At 49.1% G+C, this 23087-nt stretch carries 24 protein-coding genes and 1 other annotated feature; of the genes, 23 read left to right on the top strand and 1 reads right to left on the bottom strand.

All coding sequences use genetic code 11. From position 1 onward, the window contains the following. Positions 1-78 precede the first annotated feature (78 nt). The 7 genes from IEY53_RS02355 (at position 79) to IEY53_RS02325 (ending at position 5798) form a co-directional block, all read left to right on the top strand. Complete coding sequence (locus tag IEY53_RS02355; RefSeq protein WP_189022001.1) at positions 79-453, top strand: GntR family transcriptional regulator; 375 nt, start codon at positions 79-81, stop codon at positions 451-453. Between the two features lie 2 nt (positions 454-455). Then, complete coding sequence (locus IEY53_RS02350) at positions 456-1325, top strand: ABC transporter ATP-binding protein (protein ID WP_189022000.1); 870 nt, start codon at positions 456-458, stop codon at positions 1323-1325. A 30-nt stretch (positions 1326-1355) separates the two neighbouring features. Further along, positions 1356-1991, top strand: a complete 636-nt coding sequence (locus IEY53_RS02345) for an ABC-2 transporter permease (RefSeq protein WP_189021999.1) — start codon at positions 1356-1358, stop codon at positions 1989-1991. A gap of 350 nt (positions 1992-2341) precedes the next feature. Beyond that, positions 2342-3040: a response regulator transcription factor gene (locus IEY53_RS02340; protein ID WP_189021998.1), complete on the top strand. Its 699-nt coding sequence runs from the start codon at positions 2342-2344 to the stop codon at positions 3038-3040. After that, complete coding sequence (locus IEY53_RS02335) at positions 3037-4401, top strand: sensor histidine kinase (protein ID WP_189021997.1); 1365 nt, start codon at positions 3037-3039, stop codon at positions 4399-4401. Before IEY53_RS02340 ends, IEY53_RS02335 begins: the two co-directional genes overlap by 4 nt. Next, positions 4398-5039 (top strand): PepSY domain-containing protein, encoded by a 642-nt coding sequence (locus IEY53_RS02330; RefSeq protein WP_189021996.1) that lies wholly within the window; start codon positions 4398-4400, stop codon positions 5037-5039. The genes IEY53_RS02335 and IEY53_RS02330 overlap by 4 nt, the downstream gene beginning before the upstream one ends. Before the next feature lie 126 nt (positions 5040-5165). Further along, complete coding sequence (locus tag IEY53_RS02325; protein WP_189021995.1) at positions 5166-5798, top strand: PepSY domain-containing protein; 633 nt, start codon at positions 5166-5168, stop codon at positions 5796-5798. 71 nt (positions 5799-5869) lie between these two features. On the opposite strand, the gene IEY53_RS02320 is transcribed toward IEY53_RS02325, so the two are convergent. Continuing rightward, complete coding sequence (locus IEY53_RS02320) at positions 5870-6199, bottom strand: ribosomal protein L7/L12 (protein ID WP_189021994.1); 330 nt, start codon at positions 6197-6199, stop codon at positions 5870-5872. 173 nt (positions 6200-6372) lie between these two features. On the opposite strand from IEY53_RS02320, the gene IEY53_RS02315 reads away from it, so the two are divergent. The 16 genes from IEY53_RS02315 to IEY53_RS02240 all read left to right on the top strand — a co-directional run bounded on the left by IEY53_RS02315 (position 6373) and on the right by IEY53_RS02240 (position 23061). Continuing rightward, the gene (locus tag IEY53_RS02315) at positions 6373-6798 is read left to right on the top strand and encodes a DMT family transporter (RefSeq protein ID WP_189021993.1); all 426 of its coding nucleotides are present in this window, start codon (positions 6373-6375) and stop codon (positions 6796-6798) included. Between the two features lie 25 nt (positions 6799-6823). Further along, entirely contained in the window at positions 6824-7309 is a 486-nt protein-coding gene (locus tag IEY53_RS02310) for a DMT family transporter (RefSeq protein ID WP_189021992.1), read from the top strand. Between the two features lie 18 nt (positions 7310-7327). Next, positions 7328-7729, top strand: coding sequence for an NUDIX hydrolase (locus tag IEY53_RS02305; protein ID WP_189021991.1), 402 nt, complete (start codon positions 7328-7330; stop codon positions 7727-7729). Positions 7730-7941: 212 nt separating this feature from the next. After that, positions 7942-8206, top strand: a binding site (T-box leader). 41 nt (positions 8207-8247) lie between these two features. After that, positions 8248-9888, top strand: a complete 1641-nt coding sequence (metG, locus tag IEY53_RS02300; protein ID WP_189021990.1) for a methionine--tRNA ligase — start codon at positions 8248-8250, stop codon at positions 9886-9888. A 30-nt stretch (positions 9889-9918) separates the two neighbouring features. Continuing rightward, positions 9919-10617: a response regulator transcription factor gene (locus tag IEY53_RS02295; RefSeq protein WP_189021989.1), complete on the top strand. Its 699-nt coding sequence runs from the start codon at positions 9919-9921 to the stop codon at positions 10615-10617. 2 nt (positions 10618-10619) lie between these two features. Then, positions 10620-11561, top strand: coding sequence for a sensor histidine kinase (locus IEY53_RS02290; protein WP_189021988.1), 942 nt, complete (start codon positions 10620-10622; stop codon positions 11559-11561). A 157-nt stretch (positions 11562-11718) separates the two neighbouring features. Further along, positions 11719-12642, top strand: coding sequence for an ABC transporter ATP-binding protein (locus IEY53_RS02285; protein WP_189021987.1), 924 nt, complete (start codon positions 11719-11721; stop codon positions 12640-12642). Further along, complete coding sequence (locus tag IEY53_RS02280; RefSeq protein ID WP_189021986.1) at positions 12635-13414, top strand: ABC transporter permease; 780 nt, start codon at positions 12635-12637, stop codon at positions 13412-13414. The genes IEY53_RS02285 and IEY53_RS02280 overlap by 8 nt, the downstream gene beginning before the upstream one ends. Positions 13415-13423: 9 nt before the next feature. Further along, positions 13424-14182, top strand: a complete 759-nt coding sequence (locus tag IEY53_RS02275; protein ID WP_189021985.1) for an ABC transporter permease — start codon at positions 13424-13426, stop codon at positions 14180-14182. A gap of 465 nt (positions 14183-14647) precedes the next feature. After that, positions 14648-15820 carry a GntR family transcriptional regulator gene (locus IEY53_RS02270; protein ID WP_189021984.1) on the top strand — a complete coding sequence of 391 codons (1173 nt, stop codon included), beginning with the start codon at positions 14648-14650 and terminating at the stop codon, positions 15818-15820. A gap of 511 nt (positions 15821-16331) precedes the next feature. Then, positions 16332-17642: a glycoside hydrolase family 125 protein gene (locus IEY53_RS02265; RefSeq protein WP_268240744.1), complete on the top strand. Its 1311-nt coding sequence runs from the start codon at positions 16332-16334 to the stop codon at positions 17640-17642. 43 nt (positions 17643-17685) lie between these two features. Continuing rightward, positions 17686-18990, top strand: coding sequence for an ABC transporter substrate-binding protein (locus IEY53_RS02260; RefSeq protein WP_189021983.1), 1305 nt, complete (start codon positions 17686-17688; stop codon positions 18988-18990). A gap of 74 nt (positions 18991-19064) precedes the next feature. Then, the gene (locus tag IEY53_RS02255; protein WP_189021982.1) at positions 19065-19952 is read left to right on the top strand and encodes a carbohydrate ABC transporter permease; all 888 of its coding nucleotides are present in this window, start codon (positions 19065-19067) and stop codon (positions 19950-19952) included. A gap of 34 nt (positions 19953-19986) precedes the next feature. Then, positions 19987-20874, top strand: a complete 888-nt coding sequence (locus IEY53_RS02250; protein WP_189021981.1) for a carbohydrate ABC transporter permease — start codon at positions 19987-19989, stop codon at positions 20872-20874. 41 nt (positions 20875-20915) lie between these two features. Beyond that, entirely contained in the window at positions 20916-21962 is a 1047-nt protein-coding gene (locus IEY53_RS02245) for a glycoside hydrolase family 76 protein (protein WP_189021980.1), read from the top strand. A 40-nt stretch (positions 21963-22002) separates the two neighbouring features. Then, positions 22003-23061, top strand: a complete 1059-nt coding sequence (locus IEY53_RS02240) for a glycoside hydrolase family 76 protein (protein WP_229695928.1) — start codon at positions 22003-22005, stop codon at positions 23059-23061. The last annotated feature ends 26 nt before the right edge of the window (positions 23062-23087 follow it).

Below are 23087 nucleotides of genomic sequence, written 5' to 3'. Positions count from 1 at the left end.
TGACAATCCTGTTTATAGTGTATATATTACACATATACACTAAATACAATAGATACTGAAGGATGTGGGTGCCGGTTCATGAATATTTTGATATCAAGCACCTCTGGTGAGCCGATATATGCGCAGATTGCGGGCCAGGTCCGGCAGATGATTCTTCAAGGGGAATTAACCTCGGGCACACCGCTGCCTTCAATCCGCCTGCTGGCTAAAGAATTGCAGATCAGCGTGATTACAACCAAAAGGGCTTATGAGGAACTGGAACGGGAAGGGCTGATCAATTCGATTGTCGGCAAAGGGTCTTTTGTCTCGGGGGCGGACCAGGAGTTCATCCGTGAACAGCGCCTGCGGATCATGGAGAACAAGATGAAAGAAATCATCGAAGAAAGCCGGCTTTTGGGGATTGGTTTTGCCGAGATGTCGGACATGATGAAATTGATTTATGAGGAGGAATAAGGATGAATGAAGTCATTCAATTCAACCAGGTTTGTAAATCGTACGATCGTTTTGAGCTGAAGGATCTTACCTTCTCGATTAAAGAAGGGTACATTACAGGATTGATCGGGCCTAACGGTGCAGGCAAAACGACGCTGATTCAAATGTTGATGGGAATGATTTTTGCGGAACGGGGGGAGATCCGGATATTTGGCAGACCGAACAGCCCTGATGATCCCGGCTTCAAAGACAGAATCGGGTATGTCTCGGATGAGAATTATTTTTACGACCATCTTACCATTAAGCAGATGAAGCGGATGATCGCCCCTTTCTTTAGCGGTTGGGATGAGGAGGTATGCCGCAAGTATCTGGAGCTGTTCAGACTTTCCCCTGACAAGAAGATCAAGGACCTGTCCAAGGGGATGAAAATGAAATTCTCCCTTGCCATCGCATTGTCTCACGGAGCGGAGCTGCTGATTATGGATGAACCTACGGCTGGACTAGATCCTGTATTTCGCCGGGAACTGCTGGACCTGTTAAGCGGGCATATCCTGGATGAAAAGAAGTCCATTCTGTTCTCCACACACAACACCACGGATCTGGACCGGATAGCGGATTACATAGTGTTTTTAAATGAAGGCAAGCTCGTATTTAATGAGATGAAAGAGTCCTTGCCCGAGAAATATTTGCTGGTAAAAGGCGGAAAGGAACTGCTGGACCGGGACACCCGCGGCTGGTTCACCGGAATCCGGGAGACGGCGCACGGTTTTGAGGGACTGGTGTCCAACCGTACGGAGGGGGAACGGTATTTCAAAGATATCGCGCTTTGCGAGACACCTACGCTTGAAGAGATTATGTATTTCACCGTCAAAGGAAACACCATCCATGCCTGAGTATATTCTAATGTAAAGGGAGTGTTCTCATTGTATCCTTCATTACAATTGATTCGTAAGGATTTCATCCTGGTGCGCAAGTTCCTGTTGCTGCTGATTCCCTATTATATCTGGATGGCTTTTATGAATGATGGCACTTTTATCTTCGCGTCATTGCCACCCATGCTGCTGCTGATTAACTCCTGTACACTGGATGTTCAGCACATGAATCAAAGGTTCCTGATCAGCCTGCCTATATGCAGACAGCAGCTGGTTGCCTCCAAATATATATCCATGTTGCCGTTTGCCTTGCTGGGGTTTGGGATCACCGTGATTATGTATATGGCGGGGCTGTCGCTCGGACATCCATCAGTACCCCATTTTTGGAAGGAAATAGGGTTAGTTACCGCTGTTTTCCCGCTTCTGGGCGCCTTTTATTTACCGCTGTTTTTTTGGCTGGGCCAGAAGGGAGCGCAAATTGTAAATATCATCTTTATGCTGATTGCCATTCTGGGGTCAAGCTTGTCTGCTAAGCTGCTGGAGTGGTTTCCGTTCCTGTCGGAGTGGGCCGTTGACTTAAGCTCCAACCAAACGGTTCTGTATATGATAGGCGGCCTCGCTTACCTGTGCATCCTGTTTGGTTCCTATCTGATTTCACTGCGGATTTTTATTCGCAAAGACCTCTGATCATAGCCATTTGTCGGGATCTCTTCTTTCTTGTTATAATGTATAAGTTATATTGATTGAACCTGAAAATATAAGAAGATGGAAAAAGTGACGGAGGGGGATTTTGGAACTGGAGGAGCGGAAGTGACCGCCTTTGTCAGCAGATTTCAACCGTGAAGGGTGGTATAAGTCAAGAAATCTGAAGACAACAGCGGCCGGAAGTCCAAACATTCACCGTAGTCACGATCCAATCCCAATAAGAAAATTATAAGTTCAATCTATATAATATAGCGATACATGATATAAAATCCAACCGGCCGGGAAGAACCTCTTCCCGGCCTTATGAATACGGACAACTGGGAGGAAGACAGATGCCGGAGACCATCCTGGTTGTAGAGGATGAAGAAAAAATTGCCCGCTTGCTGCAGATCGAGCTGGAATGCGAAGGCTACAGCGTATTGATTGCGAATAACGGGCGGTCCGCCCTGGATATATACCAATCGGAAGTTGCCCTGGACTTGATTCTGCTGGATGTGATGATTCCCGGGATCAGCGGCATTGAGCTGCTGCGGAGGATTCGCCAGCATGATCCGCATACGGCCGTGCTGATGCTGACAGCCAAAAGCGCAGTGGAAGACAAGGTATCGGGACTTGATCTCGGAGCCAATGACTATATCACCAAACCCTTTCAGATCGAAGAGCTGCTGGCCCGGATTCGGGCTGCGCTGCGGCTGGCCGGCGCCCGCAAGAAGGAATCCGGGAATCAGAGCCTCACCGCAGGCAATCTTCAATTGAACGAAACGACCCGCGAGGTTGTCCGGGACGGACAATCCATCGAGCTCACTCCCCGTGAATTTGACCTGCTGGTCTATCTGCTGAAGAACAAACGCCAAGTGCTGAGCCGGGAGCAGATTACTGTTGCCGTCTGGGGATACGACTATCAGGGGGACACCAATGTGGTGGATGTCTATATCCGTTATGTCCGCAAAAAAATCGATCCCCAGCAGAAGGAACAGGAGCTGATTCATACGATTCGGGGCGTTGGATATGTCCTGAAGGACCAGCCATGAAGCTGCGCAGCAAGATACATCTATACTCCAGCGTTCTGTTTGCCCTGCTTCTTGTTCTCATGAGTCTGACGATCTATTATCTGTTCAGCCGGATGTCCTTAAACAGCCAGCTGGAGCAGACCCGGGCGGCCGGTGCCAAAATTGCCGCAGAGATGAAAAAGGCTGCGGGTAATGTGCCAGAATCAGATATGCTGCGCGCGTATGTGCCTGCGGCCGGCATGATCCGGCTGCTGGGTCAAGACGGCAGCGGTCCGGCTGCGGTGACATCAGCCTCTGAACAGGAGCTGAGCCGGGTGGCGGGGGTGTATTCCGCCTCCAGCCGCAGCGAAGTGATGAAGCTGGCCGGGGGCACCTATGCCTTTGTATCCATTCCTGTGGTTTGGCATGACGGAAAGGTTATGAATGTGCAGGTTACAGAGAATTTGGACAGCACGCTGAATATGCTCAGGGTATTGCGGCTGGTTCTGGCGGCGGTAACCCTGCTGGTGCTGCTGCCGCTTCTGATCTCCAGCCGGATCCTCGCAGGACTGATCATGCGCCCGATTGTAGAGATGACACTCACGATGCAGGATATCAAACAGAGCGGTAAATTCAGAAGGCTTGAGCTGGATGGCAGATCCAAAGATGAACTGGTGGAGATGGGACGCACCTTTAACGAAATGATTACTTTACTGGAGAGCAATTATGCCAAGCAGGAAAAGTTCGTCTCGGATGCTTCGCATGAGCTGAGAACGCCGTTGACTGTGATTGAGAGCTATGCAAGTCTGCTGAAAAGAAGAGGACTCGACCATCCCGAGGTATTTCTTGAATCGGTTGAAGCGATTGAATCGGAAGCGATCCGCATGAAAGAGCTGATGGAGCAGCTGTTGCTGCTAGCGGGTCCCAAGGAACAGTGGAATCTCGACATGGCTGTTATCAACCTGGCGGAAGTGGCTGAGAACTCGGCCAAAGCGTTCAGAAATGCCTACGGCAGAGAGGTTCGTGTTCACTCTGACAGGGCTATAAAGGGCTACAGCGATGAGGCGAAGCTTAGACAACTGATGTTTATTTTTTTGGACAATGCACGTAAATACAGTGATGAAGAGATTATAATCCGTCTGGAAATCTCCGGACGTGAAAGCTGTATCCGGATCACGGATCGGGGCATCGGCATCTCCAAGACGGAGCTCCCTAGAATATTTGACCGTTTCTACCGGGTGGATGAAGCAAGAGTACGGGAAGACGGCGGGGCCGGGTTGGGTCTTTCCCTGGCGGCAGAAATTGCAAAGGCCATTGGGGCAAGGATTGAACTGGAGAGCCTTGAAGGAACCGGAACCACCGTGAAGATATGGATTCCATCCGAAAGCAGGGAGAAGCGATGACAAAGAAAAGCACATCTATCCTGATCTTCTTCATTGTGCTTATTGTGCTGTTCTGTGCCGCATTTCTTCTGAAGCAGGTCAATAACCCAACCAAGCAGCTTTCCGAGCAAGAAGCCCGGCAAGCAGTACTGGACGAATATCCCGGCACTGTGCTCAGCATGGACCTTCAGGACGGCATATACCTGACCCGGCTGGAAACAAGCCAAGGGCTATACGAACTGAAGCTTGCGGCGGCCACCGGGGAGATCGCATCCATCGTTCAGCTGGAGTCAAGGGCAACAGCTGAACCATCGCCGGTCCCAACACCTGCCGGGACTGAACCTCCGGCTGTCCCGGCTACACCGTCTCCTTCAGCCTCACCGGCAACGCCGCCCGCCGCTTCAGCCCGGCCGCCTGCAGCAAGTACGGCACCCACGGCAAAGCAGTGGATTACTGAGAAGCAGGCTGTATATATTGCCCTTCAGGAGGTGACTGGTGAACTGGATGATGTGGACTTCGGGAACGGCCCGGCGGGATCCTATTATCTCATAGAGGTGAATCATTCAGATGGCCGCGAAGCGGTCGTGCAGGTGAATGCCGTTTCCGGAGTCGTGATGTCCATTACCTGGGAAAAGAAGGACGATGACGATAATTCATGACTGGTTAGGAATAACTTCTGTATATTCCTTCTCATCAAATTCTAATGTTCCACTCTCTTTCTTCTCATTTAATCCGGTTATAGTAGTAACAGAGAAGACAACAAAGAACATTAGGAGGCAACAATGATGAAGAGAAAATTATGGGGCGGGATTACCGCAGCAGCGATTCTGTTGGGAAGTGCAGGAACTCTGGGGATTGTTGAGGGAGCATCCGCAGCAGCGCAGACACCGGAAGCAAGTCAGGCGCGCATTGGTGTGGACAAGGCCAAGCAATTTGCATTAAAAGAAGTCCAGGGGCGTATTGAAAGTGTGGAACTGGAGACTAAAAACGGCAAAACCTATTATGAAGTGGAAATCGAGCAAGGCCAGCGTGACGTGGATGTTCTAATCGAGGCGTATACCGGGAAGACTCTGAGTGTACGGGCGGATGATGACCGGGACGACGATGAGGATGACCGTTATGAGCAATCTGTGACAGAGGCGAGTGCCCAGGATAAAGGCACAAAAATTACTGTAGCCGCTGCAAAGGTAACGGCCGTAAAAGCAGCCGGCGGCAAGGTGGTTGAGGTTGACCTGGACCGGGACAACGGCAAATTGAAATATGAGATTGAAGTGAGAAATGGCAATGTTTCCGCGGAAGTCGGCATTGATGCTTATACGGGCAAGGTACTGTATATTGATCGGGACAATGATGATAATGATGATTTTGATGGTGATGAAGTCGAGGATGATCGGGATGACAACGGTTGGGATGATTAATGAACCGCAAAAGGCGACTCTCTTTGTAGAGACGCCTTTTTGGGTTTGAACAAGTGTGCAGGGACGCAGACCTACCGGCGTTCCATAGCATCCACATAATCCTTAGCTTCTTTAAGTTTCAGGTCTTTAGCTTCCCTAAGCTCTTTGATGGCCTGAATTTTCTTTCCGTCTGCAAGAAGATAACGCAAGCGCTGTTCCAGATCCGGTGCAAGGGCTCTATCATCTACATAGATCGTTGCAGCGGCGTCCTGTTTGGATAAAGGGTAGGCTTCGGATCTGCCTTCAAGACGCGCTACATCCGAGCTTAGCTCATTGAGGCGGGCCTGCAGGCGGAAGACCTTAATCAGCAGAAGTACGGAGAAGATTAAAGCGATGATGGCGATAATTTCGGCCTTATTCATTGGTCACCCCTTCCTTTAGTAGATCCTTACTATAACATAATGTTTCCTCACAGGCCTTTATTCGCAATGATGCGGGAAAGGTCTATTTTGGCATAAAAGGACATATGTCCTTCCCTTAACCTTCCTCCATCGCCTTTAATATTAGAAGAGAGTTCAATGGAGGAGAGAATAGCATGAAAGGGATTATCTTTGCATTATTGGGCGGAGCCTGCATTACGCTGCAGGGGGTAGCCAATTCAAGAATTAGCCAGGATATTGGAACATGGCAGGCTGCAACGGTTACTCAGTTGACCGGATTTCTGATGGCGCTGCTGATTCTGCTGATTGTCCGGGACGGCAAGCACGGAGGGATCAAACAGGTGAAGCCCTTGTATCTCGCGGGCGGGGCATTCGGAGCCATCGTAATCTTCAGTGAGGTGACCGCGATCGGACAGATAGGGGTGACCTTTACGATTGGGACGCTGCTCATTGCCCAACTGGGTCTTACTTTTCTAACGGATATCAACGGATGGTTCGGGGTGGCAAAGCAAAAAATGAAGCTGCCCCAGTTCATCGGCATCGCTTTAATGGTAGCCGGTGTAGTTATATTGAAACTATAATGCGCGGAACAAGGGGGCAAAATATATGATTATCGGCATTTTATTATCGCTTCTGGCGGGCTCGCTGGTAGCGTTGCAGAATATTTTTAACAGTAAAGTAAACGAACGTACAGGGTCCTGGTCCACCACTACCCTTGTGCTCGGGATGGGATTCATCGCTTCATTGATGATGAGCCTGATCGTTGAAGGCAAAGATACATTTGCCTTGCAGCAGATGCAGCCCTGGTACTGGTTTAGTGGAATCATTGGCGTGGGTGTGGTCATCTGCCTGGTGCAGGCGCTGAAGCTGCTGGGACCTACCTTTGCCATTTCGATCGTCCTGATCTCCCAGCTGGGATTTGCGCTGCTGTGGGACTCTTTCGGATGGCTGGGCCTGACGAAGGTTCCTTTTACATTAAATCAGTTCATTGGCGTCCTGGTGATTATTGCGGGCATTCTTTGCTTTAAATTCGGTGGAGAACGGGTGAGCCGGAAAGCAGTCGCAAGCAAAACAGAACGTCTGGGTGCATAAGGAAAGGTGGAGAACAAAATGGCGGTAAGAATAGACAAAGTGGCCTGGCTTTATATTGCTGAGGGCAAGCTGCTTGGGGCTCGTTCCAAAGGAAAAGCGCTTTTTTATATTCCGGGAGGAAAAAGAGAGGCCGGTGAAACGGATGAACAAACGCTGGCAAGAGAGGTGGAGGAAGAGTTGTCGGTCCGCTTGCGGCCTGAAACCATTTCCCGGTTTGGTGTATTTGAAGCGGAGGCCGATGGCAAGGCGGCAGGGGTGAAGGTGGTCATGTCTTGTTATTTTGCCGATTTCGAAGGAGAACTCCGCCCCGCAGCTGAAATTGAGGAGTATCTCTGGTTGACCTATGCAGAGCGGGACCGGGTATCTGCCGTAAGTCAGCTTATATTTGATCAATTACATGAGCTGGGCCTGCTGTTGTAAGTGGGGGAGAGCAGATAAATATAATCAATCTGTTAAAAGAAAATAAAGGTGTAGACTGAGAAAATTATGTTTTAGACTAACGATGTGTCATTTAGCGGACGGGCAGTTTGAGGAATCGCAATATAGTCTTCAACTCAACAAAATTTATGATTGATCAACCCTTGACTTAGGAAATCATATTCAGTATAATTTCCAATAACTTGAATATTCAGAAAAAGGCTAAGACGAGAAAGAGTACCATGGCGATTTCTTTTTACAGAGAGCCCCGATTGCTGAAAAGGGGTAAAGAATAACCTTGGGAATATGGTCTCTGAGCTGCGCATCGAACCCTCATGTGGTTGTAGACTGCGCCGGAACCCGCACCCGTTACTGTGCTAGGGTATAAACGTGTACACACGCCGTACCTGAAGAGGTTAATGCCGCAAGGTATTAATAAAAATTGGGTGGTACCGCGTGAGAACAACTCTCGTCCCTTTGGGATGAGAGTTTTTTTGTTTGTCCAAAAAGGAGGATTCTTAATGGCAAATATTTTTATTGGCGGAGCTTGGCCTTATGCGAACGGTTCATTGCATCTGGGGCGTTTGGCAAGTTTATTACCAGGAGATGTGCTAGCTCGTTATTTCCGCTCGAAGGGAGAAAAGGTATTGTACGTATCAGGGAGTGATTGTCACGGCACACCTGTCGCAGTTCAAGCCATTCAAGAGGGTGTCACTCCAGGGGATATTGCAGATCGATTTCATCAGGAGTTTGCAGAGTGCTTTAAGCAGTTGGGGTTTACTTATGATTTGTACACGCGTACTGACCAGGAGTTTCATCATCGGGTAGTTAAAGAATTATTTTTGAGTTTATTGGCAAATGGACATTTGTACAAGAAAGAAATACAGCAGACCTATTGTGAAACAGATCAACGATTTTTACCGGATCGATACGTTGAGGGAATTTGCCCGGTTTGTGGGAACCGTGCCCGAGGTGATCAATGTGATCATTGTTCAACATTGTTAGATCCTGCAGAACTCTCAGACAAGACTTGTAAGATTTGTGGGAATCCCCCTACCCAGCGTACAACAGAGCATTATTACCTTGCGCTTTCTCGATTCCAAACTGAATTGACCGAATATGCAAAAACAGCTCAAGGATGGAAAGGTAATGCGGTACAGTCAACTGGACGTTACATAAAAGAAGGACTTCAAGATCGTGCTGTAACTAGGGACTTAACCTGGGGGGTAGATGTACCAGTTGAAGGGTTTGAAGATAAGAAAATATACGTTTGGATCGAAGCTGTCAGCGGCTACTTATCAGCAAGCAAGCAGTGGGCTGCAAAGACAGGGGGGAGCTGGGAAGCTTTCTGGTTGGAAGGGAAGGAGAAAATAACCGCTTATTATGTACATGGTAAAGATAATATACCTTTCCATACAGTGGTTTGGCCAGCGCTACTCCTAGGTGTGGGGGATCTACATTTGCCAGATCGAATTATATCATGTGAATATATGACCTTAGAAGGGAAAAAGTTTTCGACAAGTAGTAATTGGGCTGTGTGGGTACCGGACGTTATGAGTCGCTATCAACCGGACTCCATTCGTTATTTTTTAATAGCAAATGGGCCTGAAAACCGGGATACTGATTTTTCATGGAGGGAGTTCATTCATAGCCATAATGGGGAATTGCTTGGCGCATTTGGGAATTTTGTTAATCGTACATTGGCTTTTATCGACAAGTCTTTTGAGGGATGCGTTCCAGAAGGTAATCTCAGTGAAGAATGGAAGAGGACAATCGAGGATTTGTATCTTAAGTCTGGGGCTTTAATAGAAGAAGGTCATCTAAAGGAAGCCATTGAGCTGATTTTTACTTACGTTCGCCAAGCAAACAAGTTTTTTGATGAACAAAAGCCGTGGGTGCGGATTAAGGAAAACCGAGAAGCGTGTGGATATACACTGAATACATGTGTGCAAATTATAGTGAATCTGTCCAATTTATTGTCTCCGTTTATTCCCTTCTCCTGTGAAGAAATAGGAAAGTTCCTGACACTTGAACAACCGGTATGGAAGTTTACTTCAGTTCCAGCTAACCGAAAAATCCAGAACCTAAAATTATTGTTCGAGCGTATTGACATTAGTCAGATTGAAAAAGAAACAAGTTTATTGGAAAAACAAAAATTATAAATTATCATTGATAAACATGGGGGAGCAAACATGAGAAATAGAATTCTGATAATTGATGATGACCAAGAGTTGTGCAATTTGCTCAAAAAATGTGTCAGTAAAGAAAATATTGAGGCGGCAGTCTACCACTCCGGAGAAGAAGGGTTGGCGGCGCTGGCGGCTGCTGATGTTCAATTAATAGTCCTGGATGTCATGATGCCGGGCATCGACGGCTTCGACACGCTGGAAAAGATCAGGGAAGCCAGCGGCATTCCGGTGTTAATGCTGACCTCCAAATCGGAAAGCGGCGACAAAATACGCGGACTGCGTCTCGGGGCTGATGATTATTTGACCAAACCGTTTGATCTGGACGAATTCACTGCCCGTGTATTGTCTCTGATCCGCAGGTATACTACATTAAATGCGGTACCCGTAGATAAAGCGCTGGCGCTCGACTTTCAGGGACTATCCATCGATCTGGAGTCTTGCATCGTCACATCCAATGGACAGCAGATCGAGCTGCCGGCTAAAGAGTTCGAGGTTCTGCGGCTTCTTGCCGAGAATCAGGGGAGAATTCTAACAAAAAAACAAATTTATGAGCAGGTCTGGCAGGAACAATATGCTTACGATGATGCCAATATAATGGGATATATTAGCCGCCTGCGGAAGAAAATCGAACTTGATCCGGGCAATCCGGCCTATATCCAGACCGTCAAAGGGATGGGTTACCGCTTCAACCGTGGGGTGTAGCCATGGAGAACCTGTATCTGAAACCAGAATCAGCTGCCGCTCTGATCGTCATTGCATCGATTGCCTTGATTGCCGCATTGTTGTCGCTTAAGAAATTATATGATGTTAAAAAGCGGCTGCAGCATGTCTCCAGAGTTCTGGATGACATTGCTGCCGGTAATCCGAATAATAAAGTTCTTGCGAGCCCCAAGGACTTGACAGCAAACATCTGCTATCAGCTCAATGACATTGTCAGTCTGTACCAGCAGCAAATCATTACTCTGAAACAATCCGCAGAAGCCAATCAACAGTTGATGACCAGCCTGTCACATGATGTGAGAACGCCTTTGACTACGCTTATCGGCTATCTTGACGCGGCACATAAGGATATTGTTGTTGGCCCGGAACGGGAACAGTATATCGAAACCGCGCGCCTGAGAGCGCATGATCTGAAAGAATATGTTGATCAGTTATTTGAATGGTTTAAGCTGAATTCCAGTGAAGAAACCTTGGTGACTGAGAACGTGGAAGTGGCTGAACTCACCCGCAGTACCTTGATGGACTGGGTTCCTGTATTCGAGAATTCAGGTCTTGAATATGATATTGATACTCCTGAAGGACCCCTGTGGGTTCATTTGGATTCAGGCGCGTATTCCCGAATTCTTAATAATCTCGTGCAAAATGTGCTTATGCACAGTGAAGCTACCCATATTACCATCAGTGTCGTGGAGCAGAACTCCAAAATGCTGCTTCTGGTTGGCGATAATGGAAAGGGAATCGCCGGCCGGGATCTGCCTTATATTTTCGAGCGTCTCTACAAATGTGATAAATCACGTGCCCGGAAAGGCAGCGGGTTAGGGCTTTCGATTGTCCAGCAGCTGGTCACCAGATTGGGCGGAACGATTGCTGTGCAAAGTGATCCGAACCTGGAGACCAAATTCTTTGTCCAGTTTCCATTGATCTAATCCTGTAATCTAATCCTGAGACTCCGGATGCCCCCTTTCAAAACGAAGGGGGTGTTTCCCGTTTCTGGAACTCTAGGTTAACTCTAGGTTGCCTCTAGGTTGACTTCAGGTTGGGTTGCTATAATCAGGAACATACAGAATGAGGAGGAGTTATCCGATGAGCGAGTTCATTATTGAAACGAATAATTTGACCAAACAATATGGTGAACAGAAAAGTGTTGCCAATCTGAATCTTCATGTGAAGAAGGGGCGAATTTACGGGCTGCTGGGCCGGAATGGGGCGGGCAAAACAACCACGATGAAAATGCTGCTGAATCTGGTCCAGCCAACAAATGGGGAGGTATTTATTTTCGGCAAGAATATCCATACCCATGCCAGGGAGATTTTGCCGCGCATCGGCAGCATGGTGGAGTCGCCCGGTTTTTATCCGAATTTGACAGGGACAGAGAATCTGAGGATTTTTGCGGAACTGCGCGGAATCCCAAACCGGAGCGCCATGAAAACAACGCTGGAGCTTATGGGACTGCCCTATCGGGACAAGAAGCTGTTCGCCAAATATTCACTCGGAATGAAGCAGCGGCTGGCCATTGCCCTGGCTGTCATGCACGATCCGGAATTGCTGATCTTGGACGAGCCGATCAACGGACTTGATCCGATCGGCATTGCCGAAGTCCGTTCCTTTATCCGTGATCTGTGCGATGCCAGAGGAAAGACAGTGCTGCTCTCCAGTCATATCTTATCTGAAATCGCCTTATTGGCGGATGACATCGGGATTATCGACCATGGCGTACTGCTGGAGGAGGGAAGTCTGGAAGATCTGAAACGGAAAAACAGCAAATATGTCCATTTCATGGTATCCGATACGGCAGAGGTTGCCTGGCTGCTGGAGCGGAACTTCCATACAAGAAATTTCCAGATTGAAAATAACCATAGTCTTCGCCTGTACGATGTCGACCTGCCGCTGGCCGCGATAACACGATCTATTATGGAACAAGGTCTGGAGTTGACCGAAGTCCACAGCTGTGAAGATACGCTGGAGGATTACTTTAAAAAGGTCACTGGAGGTGCCGGGATTGCTTAGTCTCGTTCGCTGTGAATTTTTAAAGCTGAAGCGTAAAAAGTTTATTTTATTCGTCATCCTGGCAGCGTGTCTGTTCCCCATCCCGTTTACCCTGCTGGTTCTGAAAGGAAGTCTGGGCAGCATCGGCGCCTATGACGGGTTGTTTGGACTGATTATTACTTATGGCGCACCGTTAATGCTTCCTGTAATTATAGGAATCGTTGCGGCCATGTTATTTTTCATGGAGCGGGATAACGACACGCTTAAGAATCTGCGGACGATTCCCGTCTCTTCTGCCCGGATAGCAACTGCTAAACTTATTGTATTGTTCATTTTCGGATTTATTTTCTCAATGGCTTCTGTAGGCTCTTCGATGGTCAGCGGATTACTGGTGGGGGGGATCAACGATATATTTATCAAATTGGGAATCAGCGCACTCACGGGTCTGCTGTTAACTGCCGGGACGCTCCCTGTGATCATTGCAATCGTCTACTTCAATCGATCTTATGTGTTCTCGATTTTGGTTGTGGTTTTTTATGCTATTTTTAATTTCGGCATGACGATGTTAGGAATGACATCCACTTCCCCAGTGATGAGATTATTAGGAAATATATTGCCTGCTCCGATTATCTATCGCTGGCAGATGAACTTTTTTGTAACCCCGGAGGATTCATTTTATTCCATCATATCGCCATATATCCTGCCGCTGCCAGTGGTGGCGGTAACTATATGTATCATCGCATTGTTGTCCTACGCGGTAATTGTTCTGGTCTACAGAAAACGGGAAAGTTGAGGGATTTCGATGGAAAAAATAATAAAAACCGAACTGCTCAAGCTAAAACGCTATTCGATTCTGTGGGTTGGCGTTATGGCAATGGTATTAACCGTACTGTTAAGCTGGTTTGAGAATACTGCCACTGAAGGGGCAGCCAATACTTTTGTGAATTTTTCAAATTCCGTGATGTGGAACAGTCTCAGCTTGATATATCCGGCTACCATCACCTTGATCGCCGGTTATATCATTAACCGTGAACATACCGATGACACCTTGAAAAACATCCGGACGATTCCGGTTACATATCAAAAATTACTGGTTGGAAAACTGGCAGTGGTTGGCTTGCTGGCTGTATTCCTGGGCTTTGTAAGCTTTTTGTTGACCATGCTCGTCCATCTGATCAGCCAATTTTCAGGATTAACCGCCGGAGTGATGTTTAATACACTCCTGCAGATGATCGGAATTCATTTGTGTTTATATATAGCGGTTCTGCCGATTATCGTGTTTACAAGCCGGAAGCCGAATGGATTCATGCCTGGAGTAGGCTTTGCCTTTTTCTATGGTTTTGTGGGCATCTTTGCCTCCGGACATGGCTTTACCAATCTCTATCCCATCGCAGCGGGTCTTGGAGTCATCAACTATCAGGAAGATGGCAGCACTGTTTATAACCGTTTTCTTTGTTTTCTAATACTTCTGCTGATGTTGATTATTGCACTGGTGATGATCAGAACACTGAGAGAACCGTCCAAGGGTAGAAAAGTAGAAAAAAGACGCCGGCTAAGCTAGTAGGGGCTTTGCTTTCGGCGGTCTCTATTCATTCAGAACCATTATCTCCATAGGCCAAAAAGACAGGGGTTACCGGATAAAAATAAGTAACTATATAGAATGAACTGAAAAATGCAATAACAAGGTGAGAGTAACGGAGGGGAATTTTGGAACTGTAGGAGCGGGTAGCGTCCGCCCTAAAGCTTTCCATAGGAAAGCTCGCCTCGTAAGCATAAGCTGTCCCCAAATTTCCACTGCGAATAGCGGTAAAATCAAGGAATTCTTACGACAACAGCGGCAACCTAGGACTTAATCTTCTCAAGTCCATGGCTGCCGCTGTTTCTTTTATTGGGGCGGTCTAATACTAGTGAATGCGTTCAAGCGGGCTTTTGCTGATCAGTGACCGTAAATATCGACAATTGTGATATATCATGATATATTATTATGTATAATCTCGAAAATTAAAAATCAGGAGCTAATGTTGTCATGAATGAAACGACTTCTTCCAAGCCGATGTATGAGAAAATCTTTGATGAAGTGAAGGAGAGCATCGTTACTCAAGGCTACAAGCTGGGTGAACGGGTTCCCTCCGAGAAAGAACTGGCTGAAACCTATAAAGTAAGCCGGATTACCAGCAAAAAAGCACTGGAGATGCTTGCCGCCGAACGTTTGATTGTCCGGAAGCCGGGCCGGGGTTCGTTTGTCGCCGATCCGTCCGAGGACTCTCATGACCAGGAATCGACCGGTTCTACAGCGGGTTCCTCCACGATCAATTCCAAAGAAAAGACCATCGGTCTCATTATTACAGATTTCGGCAACAGCTATGGTACAGGTCTCATTTACGGGATGGAGCAGGCTTCACGGGATAATGACAGCTTTCTGGTGCTGCGCAGAACCTTTGGCATTCCGGAGAATGAGGAAGAGTCCATCCAGAAGCTGCTGAATCTGGGCGTGGACGGGCTGATTATTTTACCGGCTCAGGGCGAATATTTCAATGCAGAAATTCTGAAGCTGGTGATTGCCCGGTTTCCGCTGGTTCTGGTAGACCGCCATCTCAAAGGTGTGGCCGCAGCATCCATCAGCTCCGATAATATGAAAGCAGCGCTTGAAGGTACAGAGTATTTATTTGACCTAGGGCATACCCATATTTCGTTTCTGTCCCCGCCGCCGGTAGATACAACAGCGGTAGAGGACCGGATCGAGGGTTTCATTCAAGCACACGCCCAGCGGGGAATTATGGTCGATAAGGGGCTGTGGGTCAGTGACCTGACCTCTACGCTCCCCAAGTTCTTCAATCCGGATAATATCGAGCATGATCTTGAGCGGTTGGTGTCCCATCTAAAGAGCCATCCTTCGATAACCGCACTGTTTGCCATTGAGTACAATATTGCGCTGCTAGCCAAAACAGCGGTGGAGCGCCTGGGGCTGCGCATACCCGAGGATATTTCGATTATTTGTTTCGACAGTCCGCCGACGGATCTCGGGGGTGGCTATTCCTTTACGCATATGCGCCAGAATGAAGAGGAGATGGGACGGATTGCTGTAGAAAACGTGCTGAATATCATGAACGGCCAGCCTGTCCCCAACAAGGTGCTGCTGGACGCTCATCTGGTGCTTGGCCATTCTACCGGCCCTGTTGCTCCAGGCAAGTCACTTTAGCTTGAAAGGATGTCCTATGCAGCTGTTTCATGACTGCATGGGGCATTCTTTCGTTTTGTTATTGGAGTCTTAACATTCACCTGCACGCATTATAAGGAGGGCCAGCGTACCTGATTGGGACGAGGCTTGTTTAGACTGCACTTTGTGCAGCAGATTGGTAGAAAACCCGGCCAATTAGAGATTTTGCTGCATTTTGTGCATCAGAAAAAGCAGAAAACCCAGAAATCGTCTGTTTTCAAATTTTTTGATGTACGAAATACATCAGAATGAACTTTCGAGCGCTACCAGAGCGATTTGGCTGCACAAAATACACTGGACCGGCAGCACTCATTTAGCGAAAGGGAAACGCTTTCTACTTTTGGGGCGCCTTATTTATGTTGTCTTTTTTGCTGGACCTTTGCACGACTGTCGGCATCGAGATGATATATTATTTTTTTGGAAAATACACATTGACATATCAATAACATACTAATATACTAATTTTGAAAACGCTTATCATTAAACCAGGAAAGTGAGGGTACTTCAACTGAAAATTACAAGCGAAATACCGGATTCAATACAACAGCTGTCCGCCAAGGTGCGCGACAAGCTGAGGGATCGTCCGAAATTGTCCGACATGTTCGAGCGGTGTATGGCAAACACGTGGAACACCACCATCAAACGCAAACCGGATGGAACAACCTTTGTCATCACCGGCGATATCCCGGCCATGTGGCTGCGGGATTCTGCCGCCCAGGTCCGCCCCTTCCTGATCCCTGCCGCAGAAGACGAGGATATAGCGGACATGATAGAAGGACTGGTAGAGCGTCAATTTTCCTGTATTCAGCTTGACCCTTATGCCAATGCTTTCAATGAGGAAGCGGACGGGAAGGGGCATCAGCAGGATCTGACGAAGATGAGCCCGTGGATCTGGGAGCGGAAGTATGAAATTGATTCACTCTGTTACCCGATCCAGCTCAGCTATCTGCTGTGGAAAAACACCGGACGGACCACGCAGTTCAACGATTCTTTTCTACAGGGAGTAGGGCGTATCCTTGAAGTGTGGACCACAGAGCAGAATCATGAAAGCGATTCCAATTATTTGTTTCAGCGTCTTGACTGCCCGGCGACGGATACACTGGTCCGCGGCGGTAAGGGGAGTTTGACGGCATACACCGGAATGACCTGGTCCGGTTTTCGTCCGAGTGATGATGCCTGTGAATATGGCTACTTGGTTCCGGCCAATATGTTCGCTACAGTTGTTTTGGGTTATGTATGCGAAATTGCACGGGAGGTACTTTTCAATCCGGAACTGGAAGAAACGGCCGCCAATCTTGCCAAGCAGCTGGAGGAGGGAATCCGGCACTACGGTATTATGGATCACCCGGAATTCGGGCCTGTTTATGTCTATGAGACGGATGGGCAGGGGCATGTGAATATTATGGATGATGCCAATGTTCCCAGTCTGCTCTCCATCCCTTATCTGGGATACGCGGACGTAAATGATCCGGTGTATGCCAATACACGCAGGCTCATTCTGAGCCAGGCCAATCCTTACTTTTTCGAGGGCAGGGCTGCAGCAGGTATTGGCAGTCCCCACACCCCTAGCATGTACATCTGGCCCATTGCTCTTGCCGTCCAGGGGATGACCTCCACCAAACGCGAGGAGCAGGAATTCCTTTTGGACCTTCTGGAACAGACGGACGGGGGTACGGGCTTTATGCACGAAGCTTTCCATGTGGATCAGCCGGATGAATATACACGGCCATGGTTCTCCTGGGCCAATATGATGTTCTGTGAGTTCCTGCTGTTCTACTGCGGGATTCAGGTGAAACGAAGCTAGTCTTTTCTGATTCTCCAAAATTATGTTCTGGGGGGATAACAACATGAAAAAATGGTTGATTACATCGCTGTCGCTGGTGATGACCGCGGCTTTGGCATCGGGCTGCGGCGGAAGTTCGGGGAATGGCGATACAAGCCCGAACAGTGAAGCAGGCAGCGGAGGAACTACAGGGAAGAAGACAGAGCTCGTCTTTTGGGGAGATTGGGGCGGCGAAGGCCAGAAGCAGTTCCAAACCATGGTGGATGCTTTTAATCAATCGCAAGATAAAATCCATGTCAAATATGTGCTCCAGCAGGATATGATCACCAAGTTTCTGACTGCAGCCACCAGCGGAGGAGCTCCAGATGTGCTGTTCTGGGACCGCTGGCGTACTTCCCTTTATGCACCCAAAAATGTATTGCACCCTGTGGATGAATATCTGGCGCGTGACGGGATCACCAAAGATGATTTCTACAGCGAATCACTAAAAGAGCTTTCCTACAACGATAAATTATACGGGCTCCCGCTTACGGTAGATGCCCGTGCCCTTTTCTACAATAAAAAGCTGCTGGCTGAAGCCGGGCTTCAGCCGCCCAAGACCTGGGATGAGCTGGAGGCGGCAGCGGCGAAGCTGACCAAGTGGAATGGCGACAAGCTTGAGGTGGCGGGCTTCTCCATGGCGGATCTGGGACTGTTCAATATGTATCTGCAGCAGGCAGGCGGCACAATGCTCACGGAGGACGGCAAAACTAACTTCAACAATGAGCAGGGGAAGCAGGTGCTGGAGTTCTGGGAGCGGTTGATGAACAAAAACAAGGTATACAAGGTTGGTTTTGAGCTGGGTCTTGGTGAAGGCCAGGATGCTTTTGTAACCGGCAAAGTCGCGATGCTCTATTCGGGCCCGTGGATGCTCAGCACCTACAACAAATACGGTAAAGACCTGGAATACGGCATCGTTCCGCCTCCGGCCGGTCCGAACGGTGACAAAGCCAGTGTAATGGGCGGCTTCGGGCTGGTCATCCCGGAAGGCTCCAAACATCATGATGAAGCTTGGGAATTCATCAAATGGTGGACAGCCAACAAGGATAATGCCTTGCTGTGGGCTAAAACCAGTCTCAACCTGCCGGGGTTCAAGCCTTCTATGGAGGACCCGTTCTTTCAGGATGATCCCCAGTGGAAGCCGTTCCTGGATACGCTTGAATTCGCCAAGATCCGTCCCAGCCATCCGGGGTACTCCGTAATGGAGACCGACGCGTTGGCACCGAACCTTCAACTGCACCAGCAGAACAAACAGAGTATCGAAGAGACGCTGAAGAAAGCCCAGGAACAGGGAGACAAGATGCTCAAGGACAACGAGGTTGTGAAGTAACCGCTTCTTGGTGACAGGGAGGTTCGCCTCCTTGTCATCCTAGTACTTAGCCGGACAAAAGAGGGGGGAACTACATGGCTTCCATCAGAAAATTGGAGAAACACCAGGCGAAAATGGCTTATTTGTTCATTACGCCTACAGTGCTCCTGTTTGCCGTATTCACAGTCATTCCCGTAATCATGGCCTTATATTTAAGCTTTACCAATTACGATGTGCTGAGCAGAAACGACTGGATCGGTTTTGACAACTACCGGCGTTTGATCGAAGATGACCTGCTGTGGAAAACGTTCCGAAATGTATTTTTGTATGCCGTTATTTTTGTTCCGCTGAATATTCTAATCTCGCTCCTGCTGGCCACATTGTTGAACCGGGCGTGGCGCGGGGTCAAATGGTTCCGGACCTTGTATTACCTGCCTACACTTACCTCGGCGGTGGCTGCGGCTACCGTATGGATCTGGCTGCTGCATCCCGAATATGGCCTGGTAAACGGGCTGCTGTCCTACGTAGGAATTACCGGGCCGGCCTGGCTGTCCGAGACGCGGACGGCGATGCTGTCGATAGTGATGCTTACGCTGTGGCAATCGGTAGGCTCCAATATGATCATTTATTTGGCCGGCCTGCAGGGCGTCCCCGATTATCTGTATGAATCGGCGCGGCTGGACGGGGCGAACAAACTGGATTGCTTCCGGTATATTACCTGGCCGCAGCTGCGTCCGACTACTTTCCTGGTGAGCACGATGGCCATTATCGGGGCACTGCAGCTGTTCGACCAGGCATTTGTACTCACACAGGGCGGACCGGCCAATGTGACCAAGACACCGGTCTATCTGATCTATCAGCAGGGTTTCAATCAGCTGCAAATGGGCTATGCTTCGGCGCAGGCCTTTGTGCTTGCCGTGGCGATTCTGATCTTCTCGCTTATAAATATGCGGATCACCAAAGCGGAAGAGCCTATTGTATAGAGAGGCCTGATCAGGAAAAGGAGGTTCAACGGGAATGGGCGTTAATGGCGATTCCGCATTGAAGCGGGGCTTAAGCAAATCCATTTTTTATATAGGATGTACCCTTATTGCAATAGTAATGTTTCTGCCGTTCTACTGGAGTGTGCTCACCTCACTCAAACCCAATGATGAGATCTTTGCAATGCCGATCCGGTGGTTTCCGAGCCAGCTGAACTTTGAACATTACCGCAAGGCATTTACGACGGTACCGTTTGCCTTGTATTTCTGGAATTCACTGGTTCTGGCCGTCTCCGGCGTATTAGCCAATTTGTTTTTTGGCTCGCTCAGCGGGTATGCCTTTGCGAAGCTGAAGTTCAGGCTGAACAAACCGGTGTTCCGCGTGCTGCTGGCAGCCATGATGATTCCCGGGGTGGTAACCATGATCCCGACGGTGTTCGTCATGCGGCATCTTCCCCTCATCGGCGGCAATGATATCTTTGGCAGCGGCGGCAACGGCCTGATGAACTCCTTCTGGGGCATCATTCTGCCCGGTGCTTCGGGGACCTTCGCTGTGTTTTTTATGCGGCAATTTTTTCAGACGTTGCCCAGCGATATGCTGGAAATGGCACGGATTGAGGGCTGCGGTGAATTTATGATCTTTTGGCGGATTTATCTGCCGCTGACTAAACCGGCATTGGCTACGCTAAGTATCTTTACCTTTCAGGCAGGCTGGAACAGCTTTTTATGGCCTATGATCGTGCTGAATGATCCGGATAAGGCGACCATTCAGATGGGCCTGCAGGCGTTCTCCTATAACTTCCAGACCGATTATGGGCCGATGATGGCCGGTGCGCTGGTGGCGATTTTGCCGATTCTGGTATTGTTTTTGGCACTTCAGCGTTATTTTGTCCAGGGTATCGCGTTCAGCGGAATCAAAGGGTAAACGAAAATTGGCGCAGACCAGAACGAAAGAGAGGAAAGCAAATGGAGCAATTGGAGCTTGAACGATGGAAGGAACGAGCGGACGAGGCGCAGGAGGCGCTGGATTCAATGTTCTGGAATGAAGCGCTTGGGATGTACAACATAGAGACACCTTGTCCAGGCGGGGACTGCAACACTATATTTCATTACTGGTGGATGGCGCACGCCGTGGATGTCCTGGTGGATGGACTGCTGCGGACAACAAACAGCCGTTATTCGAAGCGTCTGGCCGCATTGCATGAAGGACTTCTTCGCCGCAACGGTGGCGTATGGCAAAACGGGCTTTATGATGATATGGAGTGGATGGCTCTGGCTTGGCTCCGTGCTTACCAGGCTACGGGTGAGGAACTTTACAAACAGACCACACTTGTACTGTGGAAGGATATCCGAACCGGCTGGAACAGCCACATGGGCGGCGGCATTGCCTGGCAGAAATCGCAGCTGGATTACAAGAACACCCCGGCCAATGCACCAGCCGTTATTCTTGCGGCACGCCTGTATCAGGCTTTTGGTGACACGCAGGATTTGGAATGGGCCCATAAGATTTACAACTGGCAAAAGGAGCATTTGGTAGACCCGAAGACGGGGTTTGTCTGGGATGGGATGAACCGTACCGGGGATGGGCAGATCGATACCGACTGGAAGTATACCTATAATCAGGGTGTTTATATAGGCGCAGCGATTGAACTGTACCGGATTACGCAGGATCCGGCCTATCTGGATGAAGCTGGGCGGACTTTTGAGGTAGCGGCCCGGGAGTTTGCAGTTCCGCCTGGGGGCACACTGCCGGATGAGGGGGCCGGGGATGCAGGCCTGTTCAAAGGAATTCTGGTCCGGTACGCAGGTGAATTGGCCGCAGCTCATGCGGAAAACGGGGAGGCGGCCGCTTTTCTCCACAAGAATGCGTCGGTCCTATGGGACAGGGGGAAATCGCCGGAGCAGGCATTGTTCGGAACAGACTGGACGAAGGCGCCCGGCGATATTATTCCGCTGAGCAGCCAGCTAAGTGCCCTCAAGCTACTGGAGCGGATGGCCGTATTGGACGCATGACCAGGAATAAGAGCACTCCAACCAATGAGAGGTGAACTTCATGGAACAACCGATTGAGGCAATGCCGGGAGAACCGTGGCATTCGCGTGCCGACTGGTTCCAGCGCTGTCTTTGGCGGAATTATTTTAACGAAGAGACCGGAATTATGAATCAGTGGTATCCCCGGGATTTCATCACCAAAGATGATAATTTCTACTATTGGTGGCAAGCCCATGTTATCGATGTTCTAGTGGATGCCTATGAACGAACTCAGGACCCGGTCTATGCAGAGCGAATCCGCAGCCTTAGCCGCAGCCTGCGGGCCTATAACGGCGGGACCTTCCTGCACAATTATTATGATGATATGGAATGGACGGCACTTGCCTTTCTGAGGGCTTACCTGGCAACAGGAGAAGAGGAATACAAAGAAGCCGTGCAGGAACTGTGGGCAGATATCCGAACGGCCTGGAATGATCACTACGGGGGAGGGATGGCCTGGAAGAAGGATCAGACCGATTACAAAAACACACCGGCGAATGCCCCAGCCGCCATACTGGCGGCCCGTTTATACGGGTTATTCCGGGAAGAGGAGGATCTGGAATGGGCGGTGCGCATTTACGCCTGGAACAAAAAACATCTGGTAGATCCTGCAACCGGGTTCGTGTGGGACGGGATCAACCGTCTTGGCGATGGCCGGATTGATTACGACTGGGAATTCACTTACTGTCAAGGGGTATTCCTGGGTGCGGGTCTGGAGTTGTACCGCGTGACAATGGAGCCGCAATACGCACAAGACGCCATCCGCACCGCAGAGGCCTGTTGCGCTCGCCTGTGTCACCCGGAATCCCTGATGCTCCCCGATGAAGGGATTGACGACACGGGGTTGTTTAAAGGCATTTTGATCCGCTACCTGGTACAGTTAGGGCAGCAATTTCCGGAGCAGCAGCGGGTTCGTGAGGTTATTCTGGCCAATGCCGCCTGCCTGTGGGAGCAGGGGATCGACGCTGAGTTGGGACTCTGCGGGCCCTCCTGGGAGCAACAGCCGGAAACACCGATCCAGCTCAGTATTCAGCTTAGCGGCCTGATGTTGCTTGAAGGGGCGGCAGCCCTCCATCTTTAAAAGGCTTTGGAAACGAATCCAGGGAG

The sequence above is a fragment of the Paenibacillus albidus genome (assembly GCF_014644435.1).
GTDB classification, from domain to species: domain Bacteria; phylum Bacillota; class Bacilli; order Paenibacillales; family Paenibacillaceae; genus Paenibacillus_AQ; species Paenibacillus_AQ albidus.
Note: the sequence above shows the minus strand (reverse complement) of the source record. Positions and strands in the feature narration are given on the sequence as shown.

Coding starts and splice junctions, on each gene's coding strand:
- IEY53_RS02355 (WP_189022001.1), top strand. CDS start 79: ATGAATATTTTGATATCAAGCACCTCTGGTGAGCCGATATATGCGCAG.
- IEY53_RS02350 (WP_189022000.1), top strand. CDS start 456: ATGAATGAAGTCATTCAATTCAACCAGGTTTGTAAATCGTACGATCGT.
- IEY53_RS02340 (WP_189021998.1), top strand. CDS start 2,342: ATGCCGGAGACCATCCTGGTTGTAGAGGATGAAGAAAAAATTGCCCGC.
- IEY53_RS02335 (WP_189021997.1), top strand. CDS start 3,037: ATGAAGCTGCGCAGCAAGATACATCTATACTCCAGCGTTCTGTTTGCC.
- IEY53_RS02330 (WP_189021996.1), top strand. CDS start 4,398: ATGACAAAGAAAAGCACATCTATCCTGATCTTCTTCATTGTGCTTATT.
- IEY53_RS02325 (WP_189021995.1), top strand. CDS start 5,166: ATGAAGAGAAAATTATGGGGCGGGATTACCGCAGCAGCGATTCTGTTG.
- IEY53_RS02320 (WP_189021994.1), bottom strand. CDS start 6,199: ATGAATAAGGCCGAAATTATCGCCATCATCGCTTTAATCTTCTCCGTA.
- IEY53_RS02315 (WP_189021993.1), top strand. CDS start 6,373: ATGAAAGGGATTATCTTTGCATTATTGGGCGGAGCCTGCATTACGCTG.
- IEY53_RS02310 (WP_189021992.1), top strand. CDS start 6,824: ATGATTATCGGCATTTTATTATCGCTTCTGGCGGGCTCGCTGGTAGCG.
- IEY53_RS02305 (WP_189021991.1), top strand. CDS start 7,328: ATGGCGGTAAGAATAGACAAAGTGGCCTGGCTTTATATTGCTGAGGGC.
- metG (WP_189021990.1), top strand. CDS start 8,248: ATGGCAAATATTTTTATTGGCGGAGCTTGGCCTTATGCGAACGGTTCA.
- IEY53_RS02295 (WP_189021989.1), top strand. CDS start 9,919: ATGAGAAATAGAATTCTGATAATTGATGATGACCAAGAGTTGTGCAAT.
- IEY53_RS02290 (WP_189021988.1), top strand. CDS start 10,620: ATGGAGAACCTGTATCTGAAACCAGAATCAGCTGCCGCTCTGATCGTC.
- IEY53_RS02285 (WP_189021987.1), top strand. CDS start 11,719: ATGAGCGAGTTCATTATTGAAACGAATAATTTGACCAAACAATATGGT.
- IEY53_RS02275 (WP_189021985.1), top strand. CDS start 13,424: ATGGAAAAAATAATAAAAACCGAACTGCTCAAGCTAAAACGCTATTCG.
- IEY53_RS02270 (WP_189021984.1), top strand. CDS start 14,648: ATGAATGAAACGACTTCTTCCAAGCCGATGTATGAGAAAATCTTTGAT.
- IEY53_RS02260 (WP_189021983.1), top strand. CDS start 17,686: ATGAAAAAATGGTTGATTACATCGCTGTCGCTGGTGATGACCGCGGCT.
- IEY53_RS02255 (WP_189021982.1), top strand. CDS start 19,065: ATGGCTTCCATCAGAAAATTGGAGAAACACCAGGCGAAAATGGCTTAT.
- IEY53_RS02250 (WP_189021981.1), top strand. CDS start 19,987: ATGGGCGTTAATGGCGATTCCGCATTGAAGCGGGGCTTAAGCAAATCC.
- IEY53_RS02245 (WP_189021980.1), top strand. CDS start 20,916: ATGGAGCAATTGGAGCTTGAACGATGGAAGGAACGAGCGGACGAGGCG.
- IEY53_RS02240 (WP_229695928.1), top strand. CDS start 22,003: ATGGAACAACCGATTGAGGCAATGCCGGGAGAACCGTGGCATTCGCGT.